At 53.1% G+C, this 21388-nt stretch carries 17 protein-coding genes; 10 read left to right on the top strand and 7 right to left on the bottom strand.

The genetic code is table 11. From position 1 onward, the window contains the following. Nucleotides 1-39: 39 nt before the first annotated feature. Nucleotides 40-1035, bottom strand: coding sequence for an alpha/beta hydrolase family protein (locus H8K43_RS16480; protein WP_230404059.1), 996 nt, complete (start codon nucleotides 1033-1035; stop codon nucleotides 40-42). Between the two features lie 607 nt (nucleotides 1036-1642). Between H8K43_RS16480 and dapA the strand changes: the two genes are divergently transcribed. Next, nucleotides 1643-2596 carry a 4-hydroxy-tetrahydrodipicolinate synthase gene (dapA, locus tag H8K43_RS16475; RefSeq protein ID WP_186904852.1) on the top strand — a complete coding sequence of 318 codons (954 nt, stop codon included), beginning with the start codon at nucleotides 1643-1645 and terminating at the stop codon, nucleotides 2594-2596. Nucleotides 2597-3142: 546 nt separating this feature from the next. Beyond that, nucleotides 3143-3694 carry a hypothetical protein gene (locus H8K43_RS16470; RefSeq protein WP_186904851.1) on the top strand — a complete coding sequence of 184 codons (552 nt, stop codon included), beginning with the start codon at nucleotides 3143-3145 and terminating at the stop codon, nucleotides 3692-3694. A 12-nt stretch (nucleotides 3695-3706) separates the two neighbouring features. Here the strand turns inward: H8K43_RS16470 and H8K43_RS16465 are convergent, their stop codons facing one another. Then, nucleotides 3707-4294 (bottom strand): TMEM175 family protein, encoded by a 588-nt coding sequence (locus H8K43_RS16465; protein WP_186904850.1) that lies wholly within the window; start codon nucleotides 4292-4294, stop codon nucleotides 3707-3709. A 342-nt stretch (nucleotides 4295-4636) separates the two neighbouring features. Here H8K43_RS16465 and H8K43_RS16460 point away from each other — a divergent pair, with 342 nt between their 5' ends. From H8K43_RS16460 to H8K43_RS16440, 5 genes are read left to right on the top strand one after another with little or no spacing between them, the layout of a single operon-like run. Further along, nucleotides 4637-5269 carry a hypothetical protein gene (locus H8K43_RS16460; protein ID WP_186904849.1) on the top strand — a complete coding sequence of 211 codons (633 nt, stop codon included), beginning with the start codon at nucleotides 4637-4639 and terminating at the stop codon, nucleotides 5267-5269. Then, nucleotides 5266-5937, top strand: coding sequence for an ABC transporter ATP-binding protein (locus H8K43_RS16455; protein ID WP_186904848.1), 672 nt, complete (start codon nucleotides 5266-5268; stop codon nucleotides 5935-5937). Before H8K43_RS16460 ends, H8K43_RS16455 begins: the two co-directional genes overlap by 4 nt. Then, nucleotides 5934-7163 carry an ABC transporter permease gene (locus tag H8K43_RS16450; protein ID WP_186904847.1) on the top strand — a complete coding sequence of 410 codons (1230 nt, stop codon included), beginning with the start codon at nucleotides 5934-5936 and terminating at the stop codon, nucleotides 7161-7163. The genes H8K43_RS16455 and H8K43_RS16450 overlap by 4 nt, the downstream gene beginning before the upstream one ends. Before the next feature lie 13 nt (nucleotides 7164-7176). Further along, nucleotides 7177-7932 carry an outer membrane lipoprotein-sorting protein gene (locus tag H8K43_RS16445; RefSeq protein ID WP_186904846.1) on the top strand — a complete coding sequence of 252 codons (756 nt, stop codon included), beginning with the start codon at nucleotides 7177-7179 and terminating at the stop codon, nucleotides 7930-7932. Nucleotides 7933-7937: 5 nt separating this feature from the next. Continuing rightward, on the top strand, nucleotides 7938-9203 hold the full coding sequence (locus tag H8K43_RS16440; protein ID WP_186904845.1) for a hypothetical protein: 1266 nt from the start codon (nucleotides 7938-7940) through the stop codon (nucleotides 9201-9203). Between the two features lie 64 nt (nucleotides 9204-9267). Here H8K43_RS16440 and H8K43_RS16435 read toward each other — a convergent pair whose 3' ends face one another. Beyond that, the gene (locus H8K43_RS16435) at nucleotides 9268-10377 is read right to left on the bottom strand and encodes an HD domain-containing phosphohydrolase (protein WP_186904844.1); all 1110 of its coding nucleotides are present in this window, start codon (nucleotides 10375-10377) and stop codon (nucleotides 9268-9270) included. Nucleotides 10378-10953: 576 nt separating this feature from the next. On the opposite strand from H8K43_RS16435, the gene H8K43_RS16430 reads away from it, so the two are divergent. The 3 genes from H8K43_RS16430 (at nucleotide 10954) to H8K43_RS16420 (ending at nucleotide 13931) form a co-directional block, all read left to right on the top strand. Beyond that, entirely contained in the window at nucleotides 10954-11358 is a 405-nt protein-coding gene (locus tag H8K43_RS16430) for a MerR family transcriptional regulator (RefSeq protein WP_186904843.1), read from the top strand. A gap of 1 nt (nucleotide 11359) precedes the next feature. Further along, on the top strand, nucleotides 11360-12391 hold the full coding sequence (locus tag H8K43_RS16425; RefSeq protein ID WP_222611071.1) for an aldo/keto reductase: 1032 nt from the start codon (nucleotides 11360-11362) through the stop codon (nucleotides 12389-12391). Between the two features lie 136 nt (nucleotides 12392-12527). Beyond that, on the top strand, nucleotides 12528-13931 hold the full coding sequence (locus tag H8K43_RS16420) for a hypothetical protein (RefSeq protein WP_186904842.1): 1404 nt from the start codon (nucleotides 12528-12530) through the stop codon (nucleotides 13929-13931). Between the two features lie 42 nt (nucleotides 13932-13973). On the opposite strand, the gene tmpT is transcribed toward H8K43_RS16420, so the two are convergent. From tmpT to aceE, 4 genes are all read right to left on the bottom strand, one after another. Next, on the bottom strand, nucleotides 13974-14621 hold the full coding sequence (tmpT, locus tag H8K43_RS16415) for a thiopurine S-methyltransferase (RefSeq protein WP_186904841.1): 648 nt from the start codon (nucleotides 14619-14621) through the stop codon (nucleotides 13974-13976). A gap of 344 nt (nucleotides 14622-14965) precedes the next feature. Next, nucleotides 14966-17104, bottom strand: a complete 2139-nt coding sequence (lpdA, locus tag H8K43_RS16410) for a dihydrolipoyl dehydrogenase (RefSeq protein ID WP_186904840.1) — start codon at nucleotides 17102-17104, stop codon at nucleotides 14966-14968. A 14-nt stretch (nucleotides 17105-17118) separates the two neighbouring features. Beyond that, complete coding sequence (gene aceF, locus H8K43_RS16405; RefSeq protein ID WP_186904839.1) at nucleotides 17119-18456, bottom strand: dihydrolipoyllysine-residue acetyltransferase; 1338 nt, start codon at nucleotides 18454-18456, stop codon at nucleotides 17119-17121. 83 nt (nucleotides 18457-18539) lie between these two features. Next, nucleotides 18540-21236 carry a pyruvate dehydrogenase (acetyl-transferring), homodimeric type gene (aceE, locus tag H8K43_RS16400; RefSeq protein WP_186904838.1) on the bottom strand — a complete coding sequence of 899 codons (2697 nt, stop codon included), beginning with the start codon at nucleotides 21234-21236 and terminating at the stop codon, nucleotides 18540-18542. Nucleotides 21237-21388 lie beyond the last annotated feature (152 nt).

Below are 21388 nucleotides of genomic sequence, written 5' to 3'. Positions count from 1 at the left end.
TCAGGAAACTTACATTGCAGTGCAATAGCTGCTTACAGCTCAGGGGGGTGTCATGAGCGGATTCAGAAAATCTTTTAACACCGGCAGCAGGCGCGGTGCGAGTGGCAATTCCGGGTTCATATAAGTGGCGATATTACTCGCGCGCTCAGCCGGTGCCAGCTTGAGCACATGGTTCATACCGCTGATGATTTCCATTCGCGCAGCAGGTAAAGCTGCTTTCAGCGCCTGCGCCTGTTCGGTGCCAACCTGGATATCATGATCGCCCTGCACAATCAGCACCGGCAACTGCAAACGCGCGATTTCCTGTGCCGGTGTATAGCGGAACCAGGAAATCAAAAACGGCTGCACACTGGGGCGAAATAATGCTGCGAGGGCTGCCGGGGCATCGGACACGGTCTTGCCTTCCTTCAGACTGCTGAGTGCCTCGTTCGCCTGCGCCAGCAAGTCAGCAGGCATGCCACTGGCCTGTAACTGCAAACGAATAACATCAGCCGGATTCTGCGCAACGCCGGCGATTGCCACCAGCGCATGCACAGCCTGCTTTTGCGCTGCCAGCACGGCGATAGAAGCGCCCTCACTATGCCCCATCACAGCGACCTTAGAAAACCTGGTATCTGCCTTCAAATATGCGAGCCAGGCGGCAGCATCATCGACATAGTTTTCAAACCGTAACGCAGATTCCGAGCTACCCGCGGCCAGACTGGCGGCCACACCGCGTTTGTCGTAGCGCACGGTAGCAAAACCCGCTTCTGCCAATTGCTCAGCCACCAGCCGCAAACTATTGTTTTTACCGGGCAGCCCCAACGAATTGCCGTCCCTGTCGGTCGGGCCTGAGCCGGAAATCAAGAGCACGACGGGCGCAGGCTTAGGCTGTGCCGGAAGTATCAGGCTAGCTTGCAATATCCCGCTGCCAGTATCCAGCGAAATCGCCTGCTCGCTGCCTTGTGCGCGTGCGCCGGGCAGCAGGCAAGTCAGCGTCAACAACAGGGTCAACAGTTGCAATATATTTTTCTTACTCAGCATTAGATGGCGCATTTGTATTGGTTTCCTTATTGCGTAGATGATAGGCCTGCATGTGATTTGGGATCAGGTACTCAAATCAGAACCGACCTGAAACAGCGCTGTCCCGTTACACCTGAACCCACAGAGTTGTTGATGCCAGCCTTAACAAAAGCTTTATATCTCACCTGCTGGTTTTTAGCCAATTTTTATATGAATTTGCATATCGTTCTCTTGTCAGCATCACCCGTTCACATGAGTCATGTATGCAAGCACCAGCCAGCACTATGCCTGATCTGCAACTGCCAGCATCGGCGGCGCATATGCAGCGCAGGAATAGCAAAAAGAGAGCACTTTATCTGACGCAAATTGTTGTTGCACAGTGCAATCAGCAAAGGCTGCGCGCGCTATTGATACAGCTATGCGGGCAGCAGCTGAATTATCTGCGTACCCAAACTGCGGATCATGGTTGCGCTACCCGATTTCTGATCAGTAGCGAAGTCAAGATATTTTTTCCGCTCTTAATGCGCGAATTGCCCAGTGCTGAATTCGGAAAAATTTCACAGATTTTTGTTGAGAGATATTAGAGCCTGACGAAAAAACACAAGTAACAGACCACTGGCAGACAAAAGGAAAAATGACTATGAAACAAATGCAAGGTATCTGGATACCCTTAATTACGCCCATTTCCGGTGCTGAAGTCGATGTTCCGGCCTTACAGAAACTGGCAGGCCATTATTTTTCTGCCGGCGTGAGTGGCTTAGTGGTCTGCGGCTCGACCGGTGAAGCGTCTATGTTATCGGAGGGGGAAAAAGCCCAGATACTGGCCGCAGTACAGGATGTCGTTCCGGTCGGTTTTCCCGTCATGATGGGGATAGGTGGCAGCTACACCCAGCGTGTCGCAGAAAAACTGACGCGTCTGGAAAAATTCGGCACCCCTCCCGACGCCTATCTGATTTCTACTCCCGCTTATGTGCGTCCTTCACAAGAAGGAATTGCCCTGCATTTCCGCGCATTATGCGAAGCCACTGAACAGCCGATAGTGCTGTACAACATACCGGCACGTACCGGCGTACACATTGAAACCAGTACCTTGAGTGCACTGAGTGATTGTCCACAAATTATCGGTATGAAGGACTGTTCCGGCCGGCTTGAGCAGGCAGCCAGAATTTTGCGTACATCGCCATTGCGCTTAATGTGTGGCGATGATCACCTGTTGAGTGACTTTCTTTCTATCGGTGGCCATGGCGCCATTTCGGCAGCAGCACATATCCGCCCTGACCTGTTTTGCGCTCTGTATGCCATGATCAGACAAGGTGAAACGGCACGCTCATTAATCCTGTTTCAACAATTGTTTCCGCTGATCCGCTTATTACATTGCGAACCTAATCCCGCACCGCTGAAAGCCGCTTTATCTTTGCTAGGCATGGCTAAAGAAGAATTCCGTCTGCCGATGACACCGATGTCAGCGAGCGGCAAACAATACCTGGCCAGGGAACTGGAAAAGCTCATGCAAATTCCGGCGCCGCAACTGACTGGTATCAGTCCGGCAAAGCGCGGGACTAACTTGGTTTTTCCCAGCTGTGTAGTGCGATAGCGGGCAGGAGAGTTCACTATGTTGCTACATCAATCTGATGTTGAATCTGCGCTTTTTTCCTCATGGTCTGCGTCTGCCAGTATTGAAAAACGCCGCTGTGCAGCTTGTTTCATACTGCTGTCACCACTCGCGCTTGCGCTACCGGATCAGCCATTGGCGGCGCTGACAGCTTTGCTGCTGCTCTTCATCCTTGGCAGTACTCTGCTATGCAAACAAAGCCGCTCAGTCCAGCTGCGCTGTGTCAGACAGAATAGGCTGTATTACGCGGTGATGATGCCAGCGCTGCTGTTCATCGTATACGACAAACAGCTTGCGCCAGGCTTGCAAGACCTGATCACCTTTTTTTTCCTGCTAAATTGTCTGCTAACTTGCCTGCTGAGTTTTCTGTTGTTCTGCGCGCGAACACACAGCAACACGCCACGTCAGTATCACTTGAACTTGCTGCACGCCTTACATTTCCTCAGCCTTAGCCTGTTCATCATCAGCTTACTCGACGCGGCATTAATGATGCTGAAACAGATCCACTTCCCGTAACAGGAATCAGCCATGTATACCCAGATCATTGCACCACCTCAAACAACCCATCTCTGCTTCTCACGCCAGTTATTAAAGACGCTGGCGCAATTCCGCGCGTTACATGGCCGGAATGTCTTGTCCGCTGAACAGCTGCATGCAGACAACGGTGATGGATGGTACATCCGTCTGTGGAAATTGAACGCGCCGGCCTATCAGATTGCTGCCGGGAGTCTCACCACCGAGCTCAATCAGCTTGCCGGGCCGTATCAGGATTTGCTGCTGCATCTGCAGCAGCATCAATGTAAAGAAGCATTTCTGAAACAATGGCAACCAGACCGCATCGTATTTCCTTGCATCGCAAGGGACTTGGATCTGCCTACCATCAAATGGCTGAACCATACTGTCCATCACATCCGTAGCAGGAATACCCAACAGGAAATTGTGGTCTGGACCGATATCGCGCAGCAAGACTGGCAGCACTATGCGCCGCTCAAGCAAATCTGCCAGCAACTAAGACTGACGCTGCATGGAGGGACTCACAGTACAAGCATCTGCAATACAGCGCCAGCCATAGCCGAATAAACAGCGTCAGGCTTAGCCTTCATGGGTACCAGAGATCGCTCTTTCTATACGACGGTCAGGCACCAGCCACATCAAGGCGACCAGGACATACGTGAACATAGAAATCTGTGGCATCCAGAATGCAAAAATGATCCCGATTAAATATAACACCGGTGACATTTTTCCTTTCCAGTCGCTGCCCACGGCCTGCTTCAACAAGGAATGCTCACCCTGGCTGCGGATGATCAGAGTTTGCAGAATATAGAAAGCAAAGGCCGACCATAGTAAGACCACACCGTACAAAGCAACCGGCATCACGGCGAAATGATTTTCGCCCATCCAGCCAGTTGCAAACGGTATCAGCGATAAGCAGAACAGCAAATGCAGATTAGCCCACAGTATGCCGCCTGTGACTTTTTTGCAGGTATGTATCATGTGATGGTGATTATTCCAGTAAATGCCAACATAAATAAAGCTCAGCACATAACTCAGGAAAACCGGCAGTACCGGTAACAATGCCGATAAATCCGTACCATGCGGCACCTTCATTTCCAGCACCATAATCGTGATCAAGATCGCGATCACGCCATCGCTGAATGCTTCTAAGCGGGTTTTACCCATTTTTATCTCCTGTTGTTTGCAAACCTGCCGTCAGTAGCTATTCAGCTCTGATGTTGATAGCTACCCCACTTACCAGACAGGTATAGCGAGGGAATAGCGAGGGAATAGCATTAGGCTGCTTAAAAGCCAGCAGTCTACCCAAGTCGGGTCAGATTGGCATGATCAAACAGACATATTTCTTCACTCCTCCTATGTTTTTGCACAAGATGCGGCCCTGCATTTCGCGCCGACAGCAAAGCCTTTCACGACAGGATGCGGCCATATGTCGCATTTCAGTCGCCGGCCAGGTCTGCCCTGCTTAAGCTGCGATCAGTCCCAAACCGATCTTCAAAGGAGAACACCATGTACCGCAAATCGACGACTGCCCTGTTATTCACTGTGTGTGCTTACGCTTTGTCTATGCCGCAAGCGTATGCGTATTCCGAGCCTGACTTTCAGGCGGCGTTTCAGGCCTTCCGCGCCAGCTCTGGCAATGAAGAGCGCGCTGCCAAAGCTTTTCAGGATTTGCTCAAAACTGAACCGGGTCAGCCTTTGCTGATGGCCTACACCGGTGCGGCAACCGGCAAGCTGGCAACCACCACCATCTTTCCTTGGAAAAAAATGTCGTATGCAGAAGAAGGTCTGGCCATGATCGATAAGGCGCTGGTGTTGGCCGACAAAGAACCGGCGCAGATGCATGGCAATGTCTTACAACTGCTGGAAGTCAAATTTGTCGCTGCCTCGACGTTTCTGGCGGTGCCGGAATTTATGAACCGCCAGCCACGTGGCCAGAAATTACTGGACGACATACTGGCCCATCCACAGCTGTCGACTGCGGACCTGGGCTTCCGGGGTGAAGTCTGGATGCGGGCTGCGCGTCTGGCGCAGCAACAAAAACGTAATGCCGATGCCAAAAAACTGGCGGAAGAAGTGATACGTATTCAGGCACCGCAAGCAGAAAAAGCGAAGCAATTTCTGCAAGGATTAAGCGCATGAAAACCGTCATTGAATTGCACGGTGTGCATAAATCCTATCAGCTGGGTCAGCATCTGGTGCGTGCACTGCGCGGCGTGGATTTGCAAGTGCAAGCCGGAGAATTGCTGGCCCTGACTGGCCCTTCCGGCAGCGGCAAAAGCACCATCCTGAATCTGTGCGGCCTGATTGATCAGGCTGATCAGGGTCAGGTTGTGATACAGGGCAGCGATATCGCCAGCTTCTCTGAACGCGAACTGACACTGCAAAGACGTCAGACCATAGGCTTTATCTTCCAGAGCTTCAATCTGGTACCGGTCATGACGGTGGCAGAAAACGTCGACTATCCGCTGTTCTTAAATGGCGTGCCAGAAGCCGAGCGCAAAGTCAGGGTGGCGGCGCAACTCAAGGCGGTAGGACTGGAAGAACATGCACAGCACCGGCCGGATGCCTTGTCCGGCGGCCAGCGTCAGCGGGTAGCGATTGCACGTGCACTCATCAAACGTCCGGCTTTAGTGATTGCCGATGAACCAACTGCGAGTCTGGATTCGGTCACCGCAGATCAGGTGTTAGACCTGATGCGTGAACGCGGTCAGGCTGAAGGAGCGGCGTTTGTGATCGCCAGTCATGATGAGCGCTTAACCCGCCGTGCCGACCGCATAGTGCATTTACTGGATGGGAGACTGCAATGAAACGATTCGGTTTAGAAAGCACCTGGCTGCGCTTTGCCTTCCACAATGCCTTGCGCAACCGGCGCCGCTCACTGGTGACGGTCAGTGTCGCCGCACTGGGGTCGGCTGCATTGCTGCTCGCAGGTGGTTTCGCTTATTCGACTTACGAAGGTCTGGCGCAGTCCGCCGCACGCAGCAGCGGGCATCTGATCGTCGGTACGGCAGAGCACTTTGAAAAAGAAGAAGACACACCGCTGCAATATGGACTCAATAATGTGGCACAACTTGATAAGCAAATCCTGAGCGACCCTGCCGTGCGTTATGTGCTGCCACGCGTGGAATTCAGCGGACTGATCAGCAATGGCGATAAGTCCACCATCATGCTGGGCGTGGGCATCGATGCCGATGCAGAATTTGCCGTCAAAGGCCCTTTCCTCAAAGTGGTAGCTGGCAGCATACTGCAAGACCCGGACAGTACCGACATCGTCATCGGGGAAGCCCTGGCGCGCAGTCTGAAAGCCACACCCGGCAGCAATCTCACATTGATGGTCAGCACCACAGAAGGCGCGCTGAATGCCATGGATGTGAATGTGCGTGGCGTCGTCACTACCGGCATACCCGACATCGACAAACGCCTGATTTACACCGGCATCCACACCGCACAAAGCCTGCTGCATACCGATAAAGTCAGCAGTCTGGGCGTATTCCTGAGCAGCATGCAAGCGACGCCGGAAGCGCAGCATAGACTGCAGCAACAATTAAGCGGCCTCACCATACAGAACTGGGAAGATCAGGCTTTTTTCTATAAATCGGTGCGTGAATTGTATAACCGGATTTTCGGTGCGCTGGGTTTCATCATCAGCCTGATCGTGGTGTTTGTGGTGGCTAATGCGATGGCGATGGCCATCATAGAAAGAACCCGCGAAACCGGTAGTCTGCGTGCGATGGGCACCCTGCCTGGCGAACTGATACGCAGTTTTTCGTATGAAGGCATGTTCCTCGGTGGCAGTGGTGCTTTACTGGGCGCAGCCATCGCAGTCGCTGTAGCCTTGCTGTTGACCGTGTTCCCGGTGCAAATGCCGCCGCCACCTGGCCGCTCTACCGGTTATCCCTTGCTGATCAGTCTGGACCTGAACATGTATGTGCTGACCATCAGCGGCATGATTGTACTGTCCATGCTGTCCTCTGCACTGATTGCACGCCGTACCCTGAACCAGCCTGTGGTGGATGCGCTGGCCCATACCTGAACTGGAAAAAATCATGAAAAACTTACGCTATCCTGGCCGCATCGCCCTCCTGACACTGGGCTGTCTGTTCAGCCTGAGCGCCGCACAGGCCACTGAGGTGAGCCAGATCATCAAAACCACCGATCAACTGCGCACCGGTGGCGGCAATATGCAAGTCGAAACCGAAATCACTACCTACCTCCGAGATGGAACGCTGGAAAAAGAACGCAAATACCGCGTCTATAGCCAGGCCCAGCGCCAGTCGCTGGTCTTGATGCAAAGCCCGGCGGAAAAAGGGCAAAAGGTGTTGATGTCGGGCGATGATTTCTGGATGCTGCTGCCGGGCAGTCAGCGCCCCATGCGTATCACGGCGATGCAGAAATTACTCGGTGATGCCTCGGTCGGCGATATCGCAACCATGAACTGGGCCGATGATTATCAAGCCACACTGACAGGCGAAGAAATATGCGGCAGTCAGCCCTGCCTGCATCTGCGGCTGGATGCGAGCCGCAAAAGTCTGGCCTATCAGCATATAGAACTGTGGGTAGGTAAAAAATATTACGAGCCACTCAAAGCTGACTTATACGTACAGTCTGAAAAACTGGCGAAACAAGCGAGATTTGTGATGGATAAAACGCAGGCTCCGTCTGCGGTGGTGGAAATGCGCCTGAGCGATCAGCTCAGCAGCCACAAAGAGACACGCATACGCTATCTGAGCCGCCAGTCGAAAACGGTACCGGAAGCGTGGCTGAATCCCATGTTCCTGGCAAAAAATCCGGTATTGGAGTGAGCCTTATGTCTGCACTCAAACCCTCAAGCTCTGGCCCCGGTCTGGTAGTCGCATTGCTGTTATCAGGCTGGCTGATGCCACATGCGCAGGCCGCAGAAAACGACTTCAGCTATAGCGGCAACTGGCGTAGCTTGCTCAGTTCCGCCCAGCGCAATACTGGCGGCCCGGCTGCACAGGCAGAGCAGCTACAACCCGGCCTCATCAGCACTGTGCAAAGCAGCCTGCAAACTGAGCTGGAACTGAAGGCGCAATACCGTCAATTGCACAGCACTGTGACTACCCGTGCCGAAAAAAACGATGGCGGCGCAAGCCATAGCACCGCCTGGCTGAATGAGCTGTATGGCAATCTGGATCTGGGTGCATGGCAATTGAGTGCAGGTAAAAAAATCATTGCCTGGGATGTGGGTTATGGTTTTCGTCCGAATGATGTGATACAGCAGGAAACCCGGCGCAGCCTGATCAGCCAGACCGCGGTAGGTAAACCGCTGGCCAGTCTGGATTATTTTACGGCTGAGCAGGCACTGAGTCTGGTCTGGGTGCATCCGGCACACCAGAACAACAGTGAGAGTGATCAGGAGCAGGCTTTGGCGGCGCGCTGGTATCAACGTAGCGGCAATGTGGACTGGCATGGCTTTACACGCTATGGTCAGCAGACTCAGGCCAGTCTGGGAGCGGCCTTTTCCTGGGTCGCCAGCGATGCGATGGAATTACATGGCTCGCTGCGTTACCAGCAACAGGCCAACCAGCTGCAGTATGTGGGTGGCAAGGAACTGGCACGCAGCGCGCCCTGGCAATGGGGCATGCAAAACCATGTCAGTCAGTTGCTGCTGGGGGCGAATCTGACTACCGAAGATCAGCATAGTTTTTTTCTGGAATACTGGTATGACGGCAGTGCGCGCAGCCAGTCGGACTGGCAGCAGTGGTTACAGCATAACCAGCGTTTGCAAGTGATCGCGAGGCAAGCTGGATGGCAGACGGCGGCGGCGACGAATCTGGCCTGGCAGAATACCGCATTCACTGCTGCCAGCAATCTGCATCGCCACAATCTGTTTGCGCGCTGGAGCCATCAGCAAGAAGCCTGGCTGACGGCCATCGATGTACTGTGGATGCCGGAAGATGGCGGCAGAATCAGCAGCTTCAGTGTGGAATGGCAGGGTGACCGCTGGCGCTGGCAGGCCGGTCTGCGTCTGCTGAATGGCCCGCAACAGGCGGTAGTGCGCCAGCTGCCTGGCAGCCACAGCGCCTATGTCGCGGCTAACTGGGCGTTCTGATGCGCGGCCTGGATGCAAGCCTTCAGTGTCGTTATTGCGAACTCAGGGCAGCTCAGCCCTGAGACTAATTTTGTTTCATCATCAAACCACGCACCACATCATTGAAGGCATTGACCAGCCTGGGATCAAACTGCACTTCGATATTGGCATTGATTTCCGAGATGGCGCTGAGCAGACTCTTTTTATAACTACGGTCAGAACGTTCCGTGGTGATCGAACAGAAGGTATCGATAATCGCCAGCATGCGGCCGCCGGGATGGATTTGCTCTCCGCTCAAACGATTCGGATAACCGCTGCCATCGTAAAATTCGTGATGATCGAGCACCATTTTTGCAGCTTCATCCCAACCGGAAAAACGCTGCAGCATCTGATACCCGATCAGCACATGTTCCTGGATGATGCGCTGCTCCTCACGTGACAGATGACCTTCTTTGTTAAAGATGGAGTGAGGAATAAAGGCCATCCCTAAGTCATGCATTAGTACCGCTGCCTGTAACTGATCCGGGTCGACCACGTTACCGACCGCCTGATTCAGTGCCTCTGCCAATTGCACCGTCTGCGTACTGCGATTTTTACGGAAAATGCTCAGATTATCGATGTAAGAAGCCCAGTTTTGCATCAGCACCAGATCAGCAGGCAGTGCCTGTACTGTACGCTCAGTTTTGGCTGCCTCAGATTTGGAAGATACCCTGCCACCCAAGGCAATAATCGCATCGCGGAAATACTCAGCACGCAGACCCGAAGCGCAACGTTTTTGTAGTTCCTCACATACAGCAGCCAGCCGCGCGCGCCGCAGTTCATCGCCGACACCTTCATTGATCAGCTCAGTCAACAGCTGTTCAATTTCATCGGTCGCCAGCAGCAAAAACTCACCCAGTTCAGGAAAATACTGCTCAGGATGTGCGCGCAGCACAGAGAAAATTTCTTCTATCCTATGCATCAAGGCATTGAATGGCGCCAGTCCCACCATCTGGCAATTGCCTTTGAGCGAGTGCATGGAGCGGAACATACGGTGTATATATTCCGGCCCGCCATGACGGTTCAGGGCCTTAACGCAGGAATCCACTTCGATACAACATTCACGCGTGCAATCGACAAAATCATCAATGATGGTGCGTTCCATTTTCAGGAACTCAGGGCAGGTGAAGAAATTATTCTGTACGGTAGTGTTCATATTTCCCGGCTTTCAGCGACTGAGTTGGCAAGGTTGACGGACATGACACAGCTTAGGGGTACAGCAGAGAGGCAGTATGCGCGTCAGACAGGCGTTGTTACGCGGCACGCAGTTGTTCTTACTATAGTGCAATTCGCAGGGCTTGGACAGAATTCCGCTACAGACCGAAATGTCGGGCGATATTTTTTGTGAGATTTACGAATTACTGTTGGTTTTTAGCTCATTGGCCTTCGGTTGCACAATTGGATAAGAAAGCCGTCATCCCATCTGCTCATAGGCTTTTAGTCCATCAAATGATGTAACTATCAGGAAATTCGGGCAGTTATTTTTTTACTTTTTGGAGATTTAATTGAATAGTATTTTTTTAAGCATAATCGAAAAATTAGCTGATAACCCTGCGATGATAGTGATTTTCATGCAGTCTTTTTTCCTTTATCAAATTGCAAAAAGAGAAAAATAGAAAATGACACATACGAAGTTGGGAACCTGCTCGACTAACCATAGTAAGTACGTCTGTCGCAAACAGCTTATGATGCGGCTTGACTTAGAGTGCACTCCAAGCTCCAGACTATACCCATGACCACGACTCTGACGATACAACAGGCCGCAGCGGCAACCGGACTCAGCGTGCATACCCTGCGCTATTACGAGCGCATCGGTTTGCTCGATCCTATCAGCCGGCGCGACAATAGCCACCGCTTATTTCGCGAAGAAGATTTGCTGTGGATAGCGTTCCTGCTCAAGCTGCGGCGCACTGGCTTGCCGGTACGCGACATGCTGCAATATGCGGCATGGCGGCGACAGGGAAATACCGTTCAGAGTGTGGCTGCACGCAAAGCTTTGCTGATTGCGCATACGCAGAGCGTGGAACAGAACCTGGCTGAATTGCACAGCAACCTGCAAGTCCTGCAGCGCAAAATCGCGATGTATGAGGAGCTGGAAGTCAGCAATCCTGGCCAGAGCAACCACATGGAGCCATGAGATGCAAACACGAACTCACAATGAGATTACCTCACTCAGCACCATCCCCATGCGCGAGCTGGGAAAAAACGGGCCGCGCGTATCCGCCATCGGCTTAGGCTGCATGGGCATGAGCGATTTTTACGCAGGCCGTGACGATGCTGAATCGGTCGCTACCCTGCACCGCGCACTGGAACTGGGCATCAACCTGTTCGACACCGCCGATATGTATGGGCCATATACCAATGAAGAACTGATAGGCCGCGCGATGCAGGGCAAGCGTTCACAGTGCTTTCTGGCGACTAAGTTCGGCATCGTGCGCGATCCGGCACATCCACATGCACGCGGAGTGAATGGCAGTCCAGAGTATATACGTCAGTCGGTAGAAGGCAGTCTGCGCCGCTTACAAACTGATCATATCGACCTGTATTATCAGCACCGGATAGACCGCCAGATTCCTGTCGAAGAAACCATGGGCGCGCTGTCGGATCTGGTGCGGGCTGGCAAAGTACGCTACTTAGGCTTATCAGAAGCCTCAGTCGCCACCATAGAGCGTGCCCATGCGGTGCACCCGCTGACTGCAGTGCAAAGCGAATATTCGCTGTGGACGCGAGACCCGGAAGCCGGTGTACTCGCGGTCTGCCAGCGTCTGGGCATAGGCTTCGTGCCTTACAGCCCGCTGGGCAGAGGCTTTTTAACCGGGGCCCTGACCAGCCCAGATCAGTTTGCAGAAGATGACTACCGCCGCCACAGTCCGCGTTTTCAGGGCGAAAACTTCACGCGTAATCTGGCGCTGCTTGCTCAGGTCAGACAGCTGGCACAAAGCTATCAATGTACGCCCTCACAACTGGCGCTGGCCTGGGTGCTGGCACAAGACCCGCATATCGTACCCATCCCCGGCACCAAACGGCGCCGCTATCTGGAAGAAAATCTGGGGGCTCTGCAAGTCAAGCTGAATGCCAGCGACCTGGCCACGCTGAATCACTTATTCCCACCAGATATCGCTGCCGGTGAACGCTATAGCGCGCAGAGCATGCAGGTATTGAATGGCTGATTGCCCCGTCAGCAGCGCGATGAGCAGCGCTGCGCTGCTGTCCGGATGCGTCTGGAGCACAAATAAATTGCAAATCAGGCAAATATAAAGCATGATTTAAAGCTTAACTTAAGGCAATTTTTTGCTCCACCTGAAAATGAAAAACATCCATAAACTTTCCGCGTTGGGTCTGGCAGTGGCTGTCATCGCCTTTTTGGGATGGCGCTGGCAGTCAGGGCGCGCTGACATTGAGGCTGCCGCGATAGTCGCAGCCAATGCACAGACTTCTGGCACGCAACAAAAAACCACAATGACGTCAGTCTCTGCTGCCTTGATCAGCCCGACCTCTGAGCAGAACGTCAGCCCTGACGCCAAACAGGCAAAATCAGGCATGGCAGGAAAAATTGACCTTACCCAGGAAGAGCTCAAAAAACTGGAAGGTTTTTGTGATGACTTACTTAGCCATATCAGCAGCGAAAAAGATCTGGATAAATTTCCAGACAGGCTGAAAAAAGAAAGTCCGGCTGCGCGCGACAGACTGATACAGTATTTATCCGCCATGCTCAACCGTGAAACCGATGTGGTCAGGCGCGGCGCCATCCTGTTTTTGCTGGCCCAAATACAGTCTCAACAGGTCTCTGCTAACGATCTCAAGGATGAAAAAAACTGCGATGAATCCGACGATTGCATGAACAAATTCCGGCAACTGGCCAGTGTCAGGGCCCAAGCCAGCGTACGCGCATTAATTCAGCAAGCCACCACCAGTACTGAGCCGGAGCTGTATGCAATGGCCTATAAGAGCTGCAATAACTTTAACCTGGCACCTGATCAGGCTTGCCTGCAAATCTCCAGCCGGCAATGGACCAGATTAGATAGTGATAATGCGCTCGCCTGGATGTTTCTGTTGCTTGATCAAAAGAAAACCCCGACACCAGCGGCAGAGTTGAACGCTACACTGAACCAGATTTCCCGCGCCGGCCAGTTTCAGGCTCGCATGCAAACGCTGCAAGAAATCATTCTGACTTTGCTGCGCCAGCTGGATGACACCGGTATGCTGCTGGAAGTCGCCGCATTGCAGGCAATGACCAGTATCGTGCAGGCTAACTCTCCGTATTCGGTGCTGTATGACAGTTGCCAGAAGCAGATAAAAACAGATGCAAGCCTGAAGCCGGTATGCAGCCAGATCGCACAGAATCTGATGGATAAAGATCAGAATTCGCTGCTGGCACATATGCTGGCTGAAAAAATCTCCAGAACCATTAATGGCGCGAGTCCGGCCTTGGATGCATACAAAAAAAATCTAGATGTTATCAACGCTTATTCTCAGCTTAAAGCCCTGCAAAGGATTAAAACATCAGCCAAGGGTCAGAGTATCAGCAAGGCCAGCATGAAACAGGACTGCAAACTGTTCGTGAGCGACTTCTATCGCGATGCGCTGAATCTGTCTGCAGGCGAAGTCAGAGTGAGTCAACAGCAGCGCCTGGCCAGCGGCCTGACGGATGAGCAAATACTGGAGCAAGCGAAAAAACTACGCGTCGAATTGTCGGCACAGCAGAAATAAAGGCTGTGCTGTATTTTTAAGTCTTAGCCAGCAGCTGTTGTGCTAAACGTCTGTGCGCGCTTGCAGTAACCATACTGATTCGGTGGCGGGTGCTTTGCCTTTGATGCCACCGGCAACCGCTACCCGGGTCAGGTGACTGAGCTGATAGCGCTGTGCATAATGTTGCTGCACTTCTGACGTCAATACCGCAAACGGCGGCCCGTCTGCCAGTGCCTGCTCATATTCATAAGTGATCAGCAATTGCGCAGCATATTGGCTCAGCGCCTGCAGATGCTGGCTATAGGCGGCACGCATGGCTGGCGGCAGAGCCACCAGTGCTGCCCTGTCGTACACGGCATCGACAGTCCCCAACAAAGCCGCATCCAGGCTGAAGAAATCACCGACAAACATATCGATACCGTCTGCACTGAATCGCAATAAATCAGCATGCTGCGTCACGACAGGCTGCAGCTGTAATTCTTCAAACAAAGCGCGGATCGCGATCTCGCTGAGATCGATGCCAGCCAGCCTGTATCCACTTTGTCTGAGCCAGTGAATATCCAGCGTCTTGCCACACAAGGGCAAAAATACACGCGCTCCCGGCGCCAGCTGCAGACTCGCAACATGCTGAGTTAACAGGGGGTTCGCTTGCACCAAATGGAAGGCGATTTCTTCGCGTTCCCATTTGCCGTGCCAGAATTCTGCTTCCATCTTTTTTCCCTTAAAGTTATGCGGTCTGAATCAAGGCTGCTTGCACTTGCATCCACATCAGCATCGGCCAGATCGTAGCTTGAATATGCGCTGCCTGAAAAAGAATAGCAACTCAAGCTCAAGTCAGGATGCATCCTCTCTGTTTCAACATACATGCGGCTGACTGCGCTGCCCCACGGCCTAGTGCATGTAGCCAATTCCAACAACACATGCGTATCGCCGTGCACAGAAAGCGTAAATCACATACAACGGACACGCTACCCGCCTGAAAAAAACCCCGTCCTTCTGCAAAGACGGGGTCTGTTTGCCAGTTTTGCGACCGCAGTCGCAATCCTTAGCGGAACTTACTTCTTACGCTGAGGCGGCAAGTCGGTGCAAACGCCTTTATAGACTTCTGCTGCCATGCCTATCGATTCACCAAGCGTAGGATGCGGATGGATAGTTTTACCGATATCCACTGCATCTGCACCCATCTCTATCGCCAGTGCAACTTCACCTATCATGTCACCAGCGTGGGTACCGACTATGCCGCCGCCGATGATGCGCTTGCTTTCTGCATCAAAGATCAGTTTGGTAAAGCCTTCATCGCGGCCATTGGCTACTGCGCGACCCGATGCCATCCATGGGAAGACACCTTTTTCGACTTTGATGCCCTTGGCTTTGGCTTCGTCTTCAGTCACACCTACCCATGCCACTTCCGGATCGGTATAGGCTACAGAAGGAATGACTTGCGCATCGAAATAAGCTTTTTCACCAGCCGCTGCTTCTGCTGCCACATGTGCTTCGTGAACGGCTTTATGTGCGAGCATAGGCTGACCGACCAGATCACCAATCGCAAAGATATGCGGCACGTTAGTACGCATTTGTTTGTCGACATTGATAAAGCCACGGTCCGTCACTGCCACGCCTGCTTTGTCAGCAGCGATTTTTTTACCGTTAGGGCTGCGGCCAACTGCGACCAGTACCAAATCATAGAGCTGTGGCGCAGGTGCGGCTTCGCCTTCGACTGCAGCTGCAAACGTGACTTTAATCCCTTCCGGCAGCGCTTCCACGCCCACGGTTTTGGTCTTGAGCATGATATTGTCGAAGCGTTTTTCATTGTGCTTCTGCCAGACTTTCACCATATCGCGGTCAGCACCCTGCATCAGGCCGTCCATCATTTCGACCACATCAATGCGTGCACCCAGCGTGGAATACACGGTCGCCATTTCCAGACCGATGATGCCACCACCGATGACCAGCATGCGTTTCGGCACCTGACGCAATTCCAGCGCGCCGGTACTGTCAACGATGCGTGGATCTACAGGTACGAAAGGCAGATTCACAACGGAAGAACCTGCAGCGATAATCGCCTGCTTGAACTGCACCACTTTTTTGCTGCCGTCAGCTGCAGTCACTTCGATGTGGTAAGGGCTCAGGAATTGACCTACGCCTTGCACCACATTGACCTTACGGGCTTTAGCCATGCCAGCCAGGCCTGTGGTCATTTTTTTGATGACGCTTTCTTTGTAACCGCGCAGCTTGTCGATATCAATCGCCGGTTTCGCGAAACTGACACCCAGCGCTTCCATGTGTGAGGTTTCGTCGATCACCGCTGCCACGTGCAACAAGGCTTTAGATGGAATGCAGCCTACATTCAGGCAAACACCACCCAGCGTAGAATATTTTTCTACCAGTACGGTATTCAAACCCAGATCCGCCGAACGGAAAGCAGCTGAATAGCCGCCAGGACCCGCACCCAGAACCATCATGTCGCATTCGATATCGACCTGACCGGCATAGCCGGACGCGACTGGAGCAGGTACTGCCGGTGCACTTGCGACAGGAGCGGCAGCTGCAGGCGCAGATGCTGGTGCAGGTACAGCAGTTGGCGACGCTGTGGCGCCTGCAGCTTCGACCAACAACAGCACAGAACCTTCCGCAACTTTGTCACCGACTTTAACTTTGACTTCTTTCACCACACCTGCATGGCTGGATGGAATTTCCATACTGGCCTTGTCAGATTCCACGGTGATCAAAGACTGATCCACTTTGATGGTATCACCCGCTTTGACCATCAATTCGATGACTTCAACTTCTTTGAAATCACCGATGTCAGGCACTTTAACTTCAACGATGCCAAGCACCGCAGGCGCGGCAACTGGCGCGGCGGCAACCGGAGCAGGTGCTGCAACCGGAGCAGCAACTGCAGGTGCGGCTGTTGCTGCTGTTGCTGCTGTTGCGACCGGCGCTGCTGCAGTGCCCGCTTCTGCCTCAACGATCAGCAGCAAGCTGCCTTCAGCAATTTTGTCGCCGAGTTTAACGCGCAGTTCTTTGATCACACCAGCGTGGCTGGATGGGATTTCCATACTGGCTTTGTCGGACTCAACGGTGACCAAAGACTGATCGACCTTGATGCTGTCGCCGACTTTGACCAGCAATTCGATGACTTCAACTTCTTTAAAATCGCCGATATCGGGAACTTTGATTTCTATTGTGCTCATGCCCGGTTCTCCATTCACAGCAAGGTTTTACGCATGTCGGCCAGGATATCGGCCAGATAAGCAGCGAATTTGGCAGCCATCGCGCCGTCGATCACGCGGTGATCATACGACAGCGACAAAGGCAGCATCAGGCGAGGCACAAATTGCTTGCCGTCCCATACCGGTTTGATGCCGGATTTGGACAAGCCCAGGATCGCAACTTCAGGTGCATTGATAATCGGTGTGAACGCAGTACCGCCTATGCCACCTAAAGAGGAAATCGTGAATGTCGCACCTTGCATATCGGCCGGTTTGAGTTTGCCGTCACGTGCTTGCGCTGACAGTTCGCCCATTTCACGTGCGATCTCAGACACCGTTTTCTGATCCGCGTTTTTCACTACAGGTACGACCAGACCATTCGGCGTATCCGCCGCGAAACCGATGTTGTAATACTGTTTCAGGATCAGGTTTTCGCCAGTTGCATCGAGCGAAGCATTAAATGCCGGGAATTTTTTGAGTGCAGCCACACTCGCCTTGATCACAAACGCCAGCATCGTCAGCTTGACGCCGGATTTTGCCAGCGCTTCGTTAGACGACTTACGGAATTCTTCCAGGTCGCTGATATCGGCTTCTTCAAAATGCGTGACATGCGGGATCATGACCCAGTTGCGATGCAGATTCGGGCCAGACAGTTTCTTGATACGGGACAGCGGCTGCGTCGTAGTGGCACCGAATTTACTGAAGTCCAGCGAAGGCCAGGCCAGCAGATTCAGACCAGTGCCGCTGCCATTCACCGGTGCGGCAGGTGCCACGGCAACGACTGCAGTCGAGCCAGCCATAATGCCCTTGACGAAGTTCTGTACGTCTTCCTGAGTGATACGGCCTTTTTGACCAGAACCGGCTACACGGCTCAGATCCACGCCGAGCAGACGTGCAAACTTACGGATGGACGGGGAAGCATGTGCCTTACCCGCAGCAGCGGTGGCGACTGGGGCAGCAGCTGCAACCGCAGGTGCAGGCGCAGGAGCCGGTGCAGCAGCGACTGGCGCTGGTGCAGCAACAACCGGGGCAGCTGCCGGAGCCGGAGATGGAGTTGGCGCAGCCGCTGGTGCTGCCGCTGGTGCAGCCGCATCAGCGCTGGCTTCCACGATCAGCAGCAAGGAACCTTCAGCGACTTTATCGCCTAGCTTCACTTTAATTTCTTTGACGACGCCGCCGTGGCTGGAAGGAATTTCCATACTGGCTTTGTCAGATTCTACGGTGATCAGGGATTGATCCACTTTGATGGTGTCGCCGACTTTGACCATCACTTCAATAATCTCGACTTCTTTGAAATCGCCGATATCCGGGACTTTGACTTCAATTGCGCTCATAAATTAGCTCCGTTTGCGTATCTTTAACAGGGTGTGTCCTTTGCAGCCAGCCGGGAGACGCTGCGCATCCCCCGGCGCTGACATTACACAGTCACCGGATTTGGTTTATCCGCATCAATGCCGTACTTAGCGATTGCCTGGGCAACCACGGAAGCAGACAAAGCACCTTCGTCAGCCAGGCTCTTCAGTGCAGCGATGACGACGAAATAGCGGTTAACTTCAAAGAACTCACGCAGTTTGGCGCGGGTATCGGAACGGCCATAGCCATCGGTACCCAGAACTTTATAGCTGCGGTCTTTAGGAATGAAAGCGCGGACCTGTTCTGCAAAAGTACGCATGTAATCGGTCGAGACTACGATAGGACCCTGAGTATCTTTCAGGCACTCAGTGATGTAAGGCAGGCGCGCTGTTTCTGTCGGGTGCAGCATGTTCCAGCGTTCTGCGTCCTGACCATCGCGTGCCAGCAAAGTGAAGGATGGCGCAGACCAGACATCGGCTGCGATACCCCAGTCGTTTTTCAGCAATTCAGCAGCAGCAATCACTTCACGCAGAATAGTGCCGGAACCCAGCAACTGGACGCGGTGTTTAGTGACTTCCGGCGCTTTCTGCAGTGGGTACAGGCCTTTCAGGATGCCCTCTTCCTGACCTGGCTGGATACCTGGATGGCTGTAGTTCTCGTTCATCAGTGTGATGTAGTAGAACACATCTTCCTGGTTAGTGATCATGCGACGCAGACCATCATGGATGATCACGGCCACTTCATGTGCGAAGGTCGGATCGTAAGGTACGCAGTTCGGGATGGTGGACGCCAGAATGTGGCTGTGTCCATCTTCATGCTGCAAACCTTCGCCATTGAGTGTAGTACGGCCAGCCGTACCGCCCAACAAGAAGCCACGTGCGCGCATATCACCCGCAGCCCAGGCCAGATCGCCGATACGCTGCAGACCAAACATTGAGTAATAGGTGTAGAACGGGATCATCACACGGTTATTGGTCGAGTAGGAAGTCGCCGCAGCGATCCAGGAACTCATACCACCGGCTTCATTGATACCCTCTTGCAGAATCTGACCGGCTTTATCTTCACGGTAGTACATGACCTGGTCTTTATCGACCGGTTCGTACAGCTGACCGACCTGGCTGAAAATACCAATCTGACGGAACAGACCTTCCATACCGAAAGTACGCGACTCATCAACCATGATAGGCACGACGCGCGGACCCACGCTGGCATCACGCAGCAAGGCGGTCAGGATACGTACATAGGCTGCAGTGGTAGAGATTTCACGGCCTTCGGCAGTCGGCTCCAGCATGGCCTGGAACGCAGACAACGCTGGCACCACCAGTTGTTCATCCGCTTTCTGACGACGTTGTGGCAGGTAACCGCCCAGGGCACGGCGACGCTCATGCAGATACTGCATTTCCGGCGTGTCATCCGCAGGTTTAAAGAATGGAATTTCCGGCAATTGCTCGTCAGCGATAGGCAGCTGGAAGCGGTCACGCATTGCTTTGATCGCTTCATCATCCAGCTTCTTGGTGTTATGTGCAGTATTACGCGCTTCACCGGCCTTACCGAAGCCAAAGCCCTTGATACTCTTAGCCAGAATCACAGTAGGCTGGCCTTTGTTTTCCTGCGCGACTTTGAATGCTGCGTAAATTTTGTGTGGATCATGACCACCACGGGTCAGACGCCAGATATCGTCATCCGACATATTGCTGACCATTTCCAGCAATTTCGGATGCTTGCCGAAGAAGTGCTTACGCACATAGGCACCGTCTTTGGCTTTGTAGTTCTGATATTCACCGTCTACGGTTTCCATCATCACTTTTTGCAGGATGCCTTCTTTGTCCTTCGCCAGCAACTCATCCCAGCCACTGCCCCAGATCACTTTAATGACATTCCAGCCAGCGCCACGGAAATCGGATTCGAGTTCCTGAATGATTTTGCCGTTACCACGTACCGGACCATCGAGGCGCTGCAGATTACAGTTGACCACGATAACCAGATTGTCCAGCTGTTCGCGGCCAGCCATACCGATCGCGCCCATGGATTCCGGTTCGTCCATCTCACCGTCACCGCAGAAGGCCCAGACTTTACGCTTCTCGGTATCAGCAATGCCACGTGCATGCAGATACTTCAGGAAGCGGGCCTGATAAATCGCCATCAAAGGGCCCAGACCCATCGATACGGTAGGGAATTGCCAGAAGTCTGGCATCAGTTTTGGATGCGGATAAGAGGACAGACCCTTGCCATCGACTTCGCGGCGGAAGTGCAGCAACTGTTCTTCGCTGATACGGCCTTCGAGGAAAGCGCGGGCGTAAATGCCAGGTGCGGAGTGCCCCTGAATGTACAGCAGGTCGCCGCCATGTTCTTCAGTCGGTGCATGCCAGAAGTGGTTAAAGCCTATGCCCAGCATATTCGCCAGCGAGGCGAAACTGGACAAGTGACCACCGAGGTCGCCATCCACACGATTGGCCTTGACCACCATCGCCATCGCATTCCAGCGCATGTAAGAACGCAGACGTTCTTCGATTTCCAGATTACCCGGGCAATGCACACCCTGGTCAGCTGGGATAGTATTGACGTAAGCGGTATTGCTGGAGAAAGGGATATGGGCACCGCGACGGCGTGCCAGATCCAGCATACGCTCCATCAGATAGTGGGCACGGTCCGGACCTTCAAGCTCGATCACAGCTTCGAGTGCATCTAACCACTCGTTGGTTTCCATGACATCAGGATCATTAACGGCTTGCGCCAGAACTTGGTCTATCTGAGGTGACATACGGGTCTCCGGTTGGTGCGCTGATGAGTACAACGCGCGTTAGCATTTCGACGAATTTACAGCTTCAATTTTTTTAGCTTAAGCATTCTAACAGGGCTTTTTTCATTTTCCAAATGGTGATATTTGATTTCATAATGCGGGATTTTGTTTGC

The sequence above is a fragment of the Cognatundibacterium curvum genome (genome assembly GCF_014284235.1).
Lineage (GTDB): Bacteria > Pseudomonadota > Gammaproteobacteria > Burkholderiales > Burkholderiaceae_D > Undibacterium > Undibacterium curvum.
The sequence above is the reverse complement of the archived record's forward strand: the minus strand, read 5'-3'. Positions and strand labels throughout refer to the sequence as shown.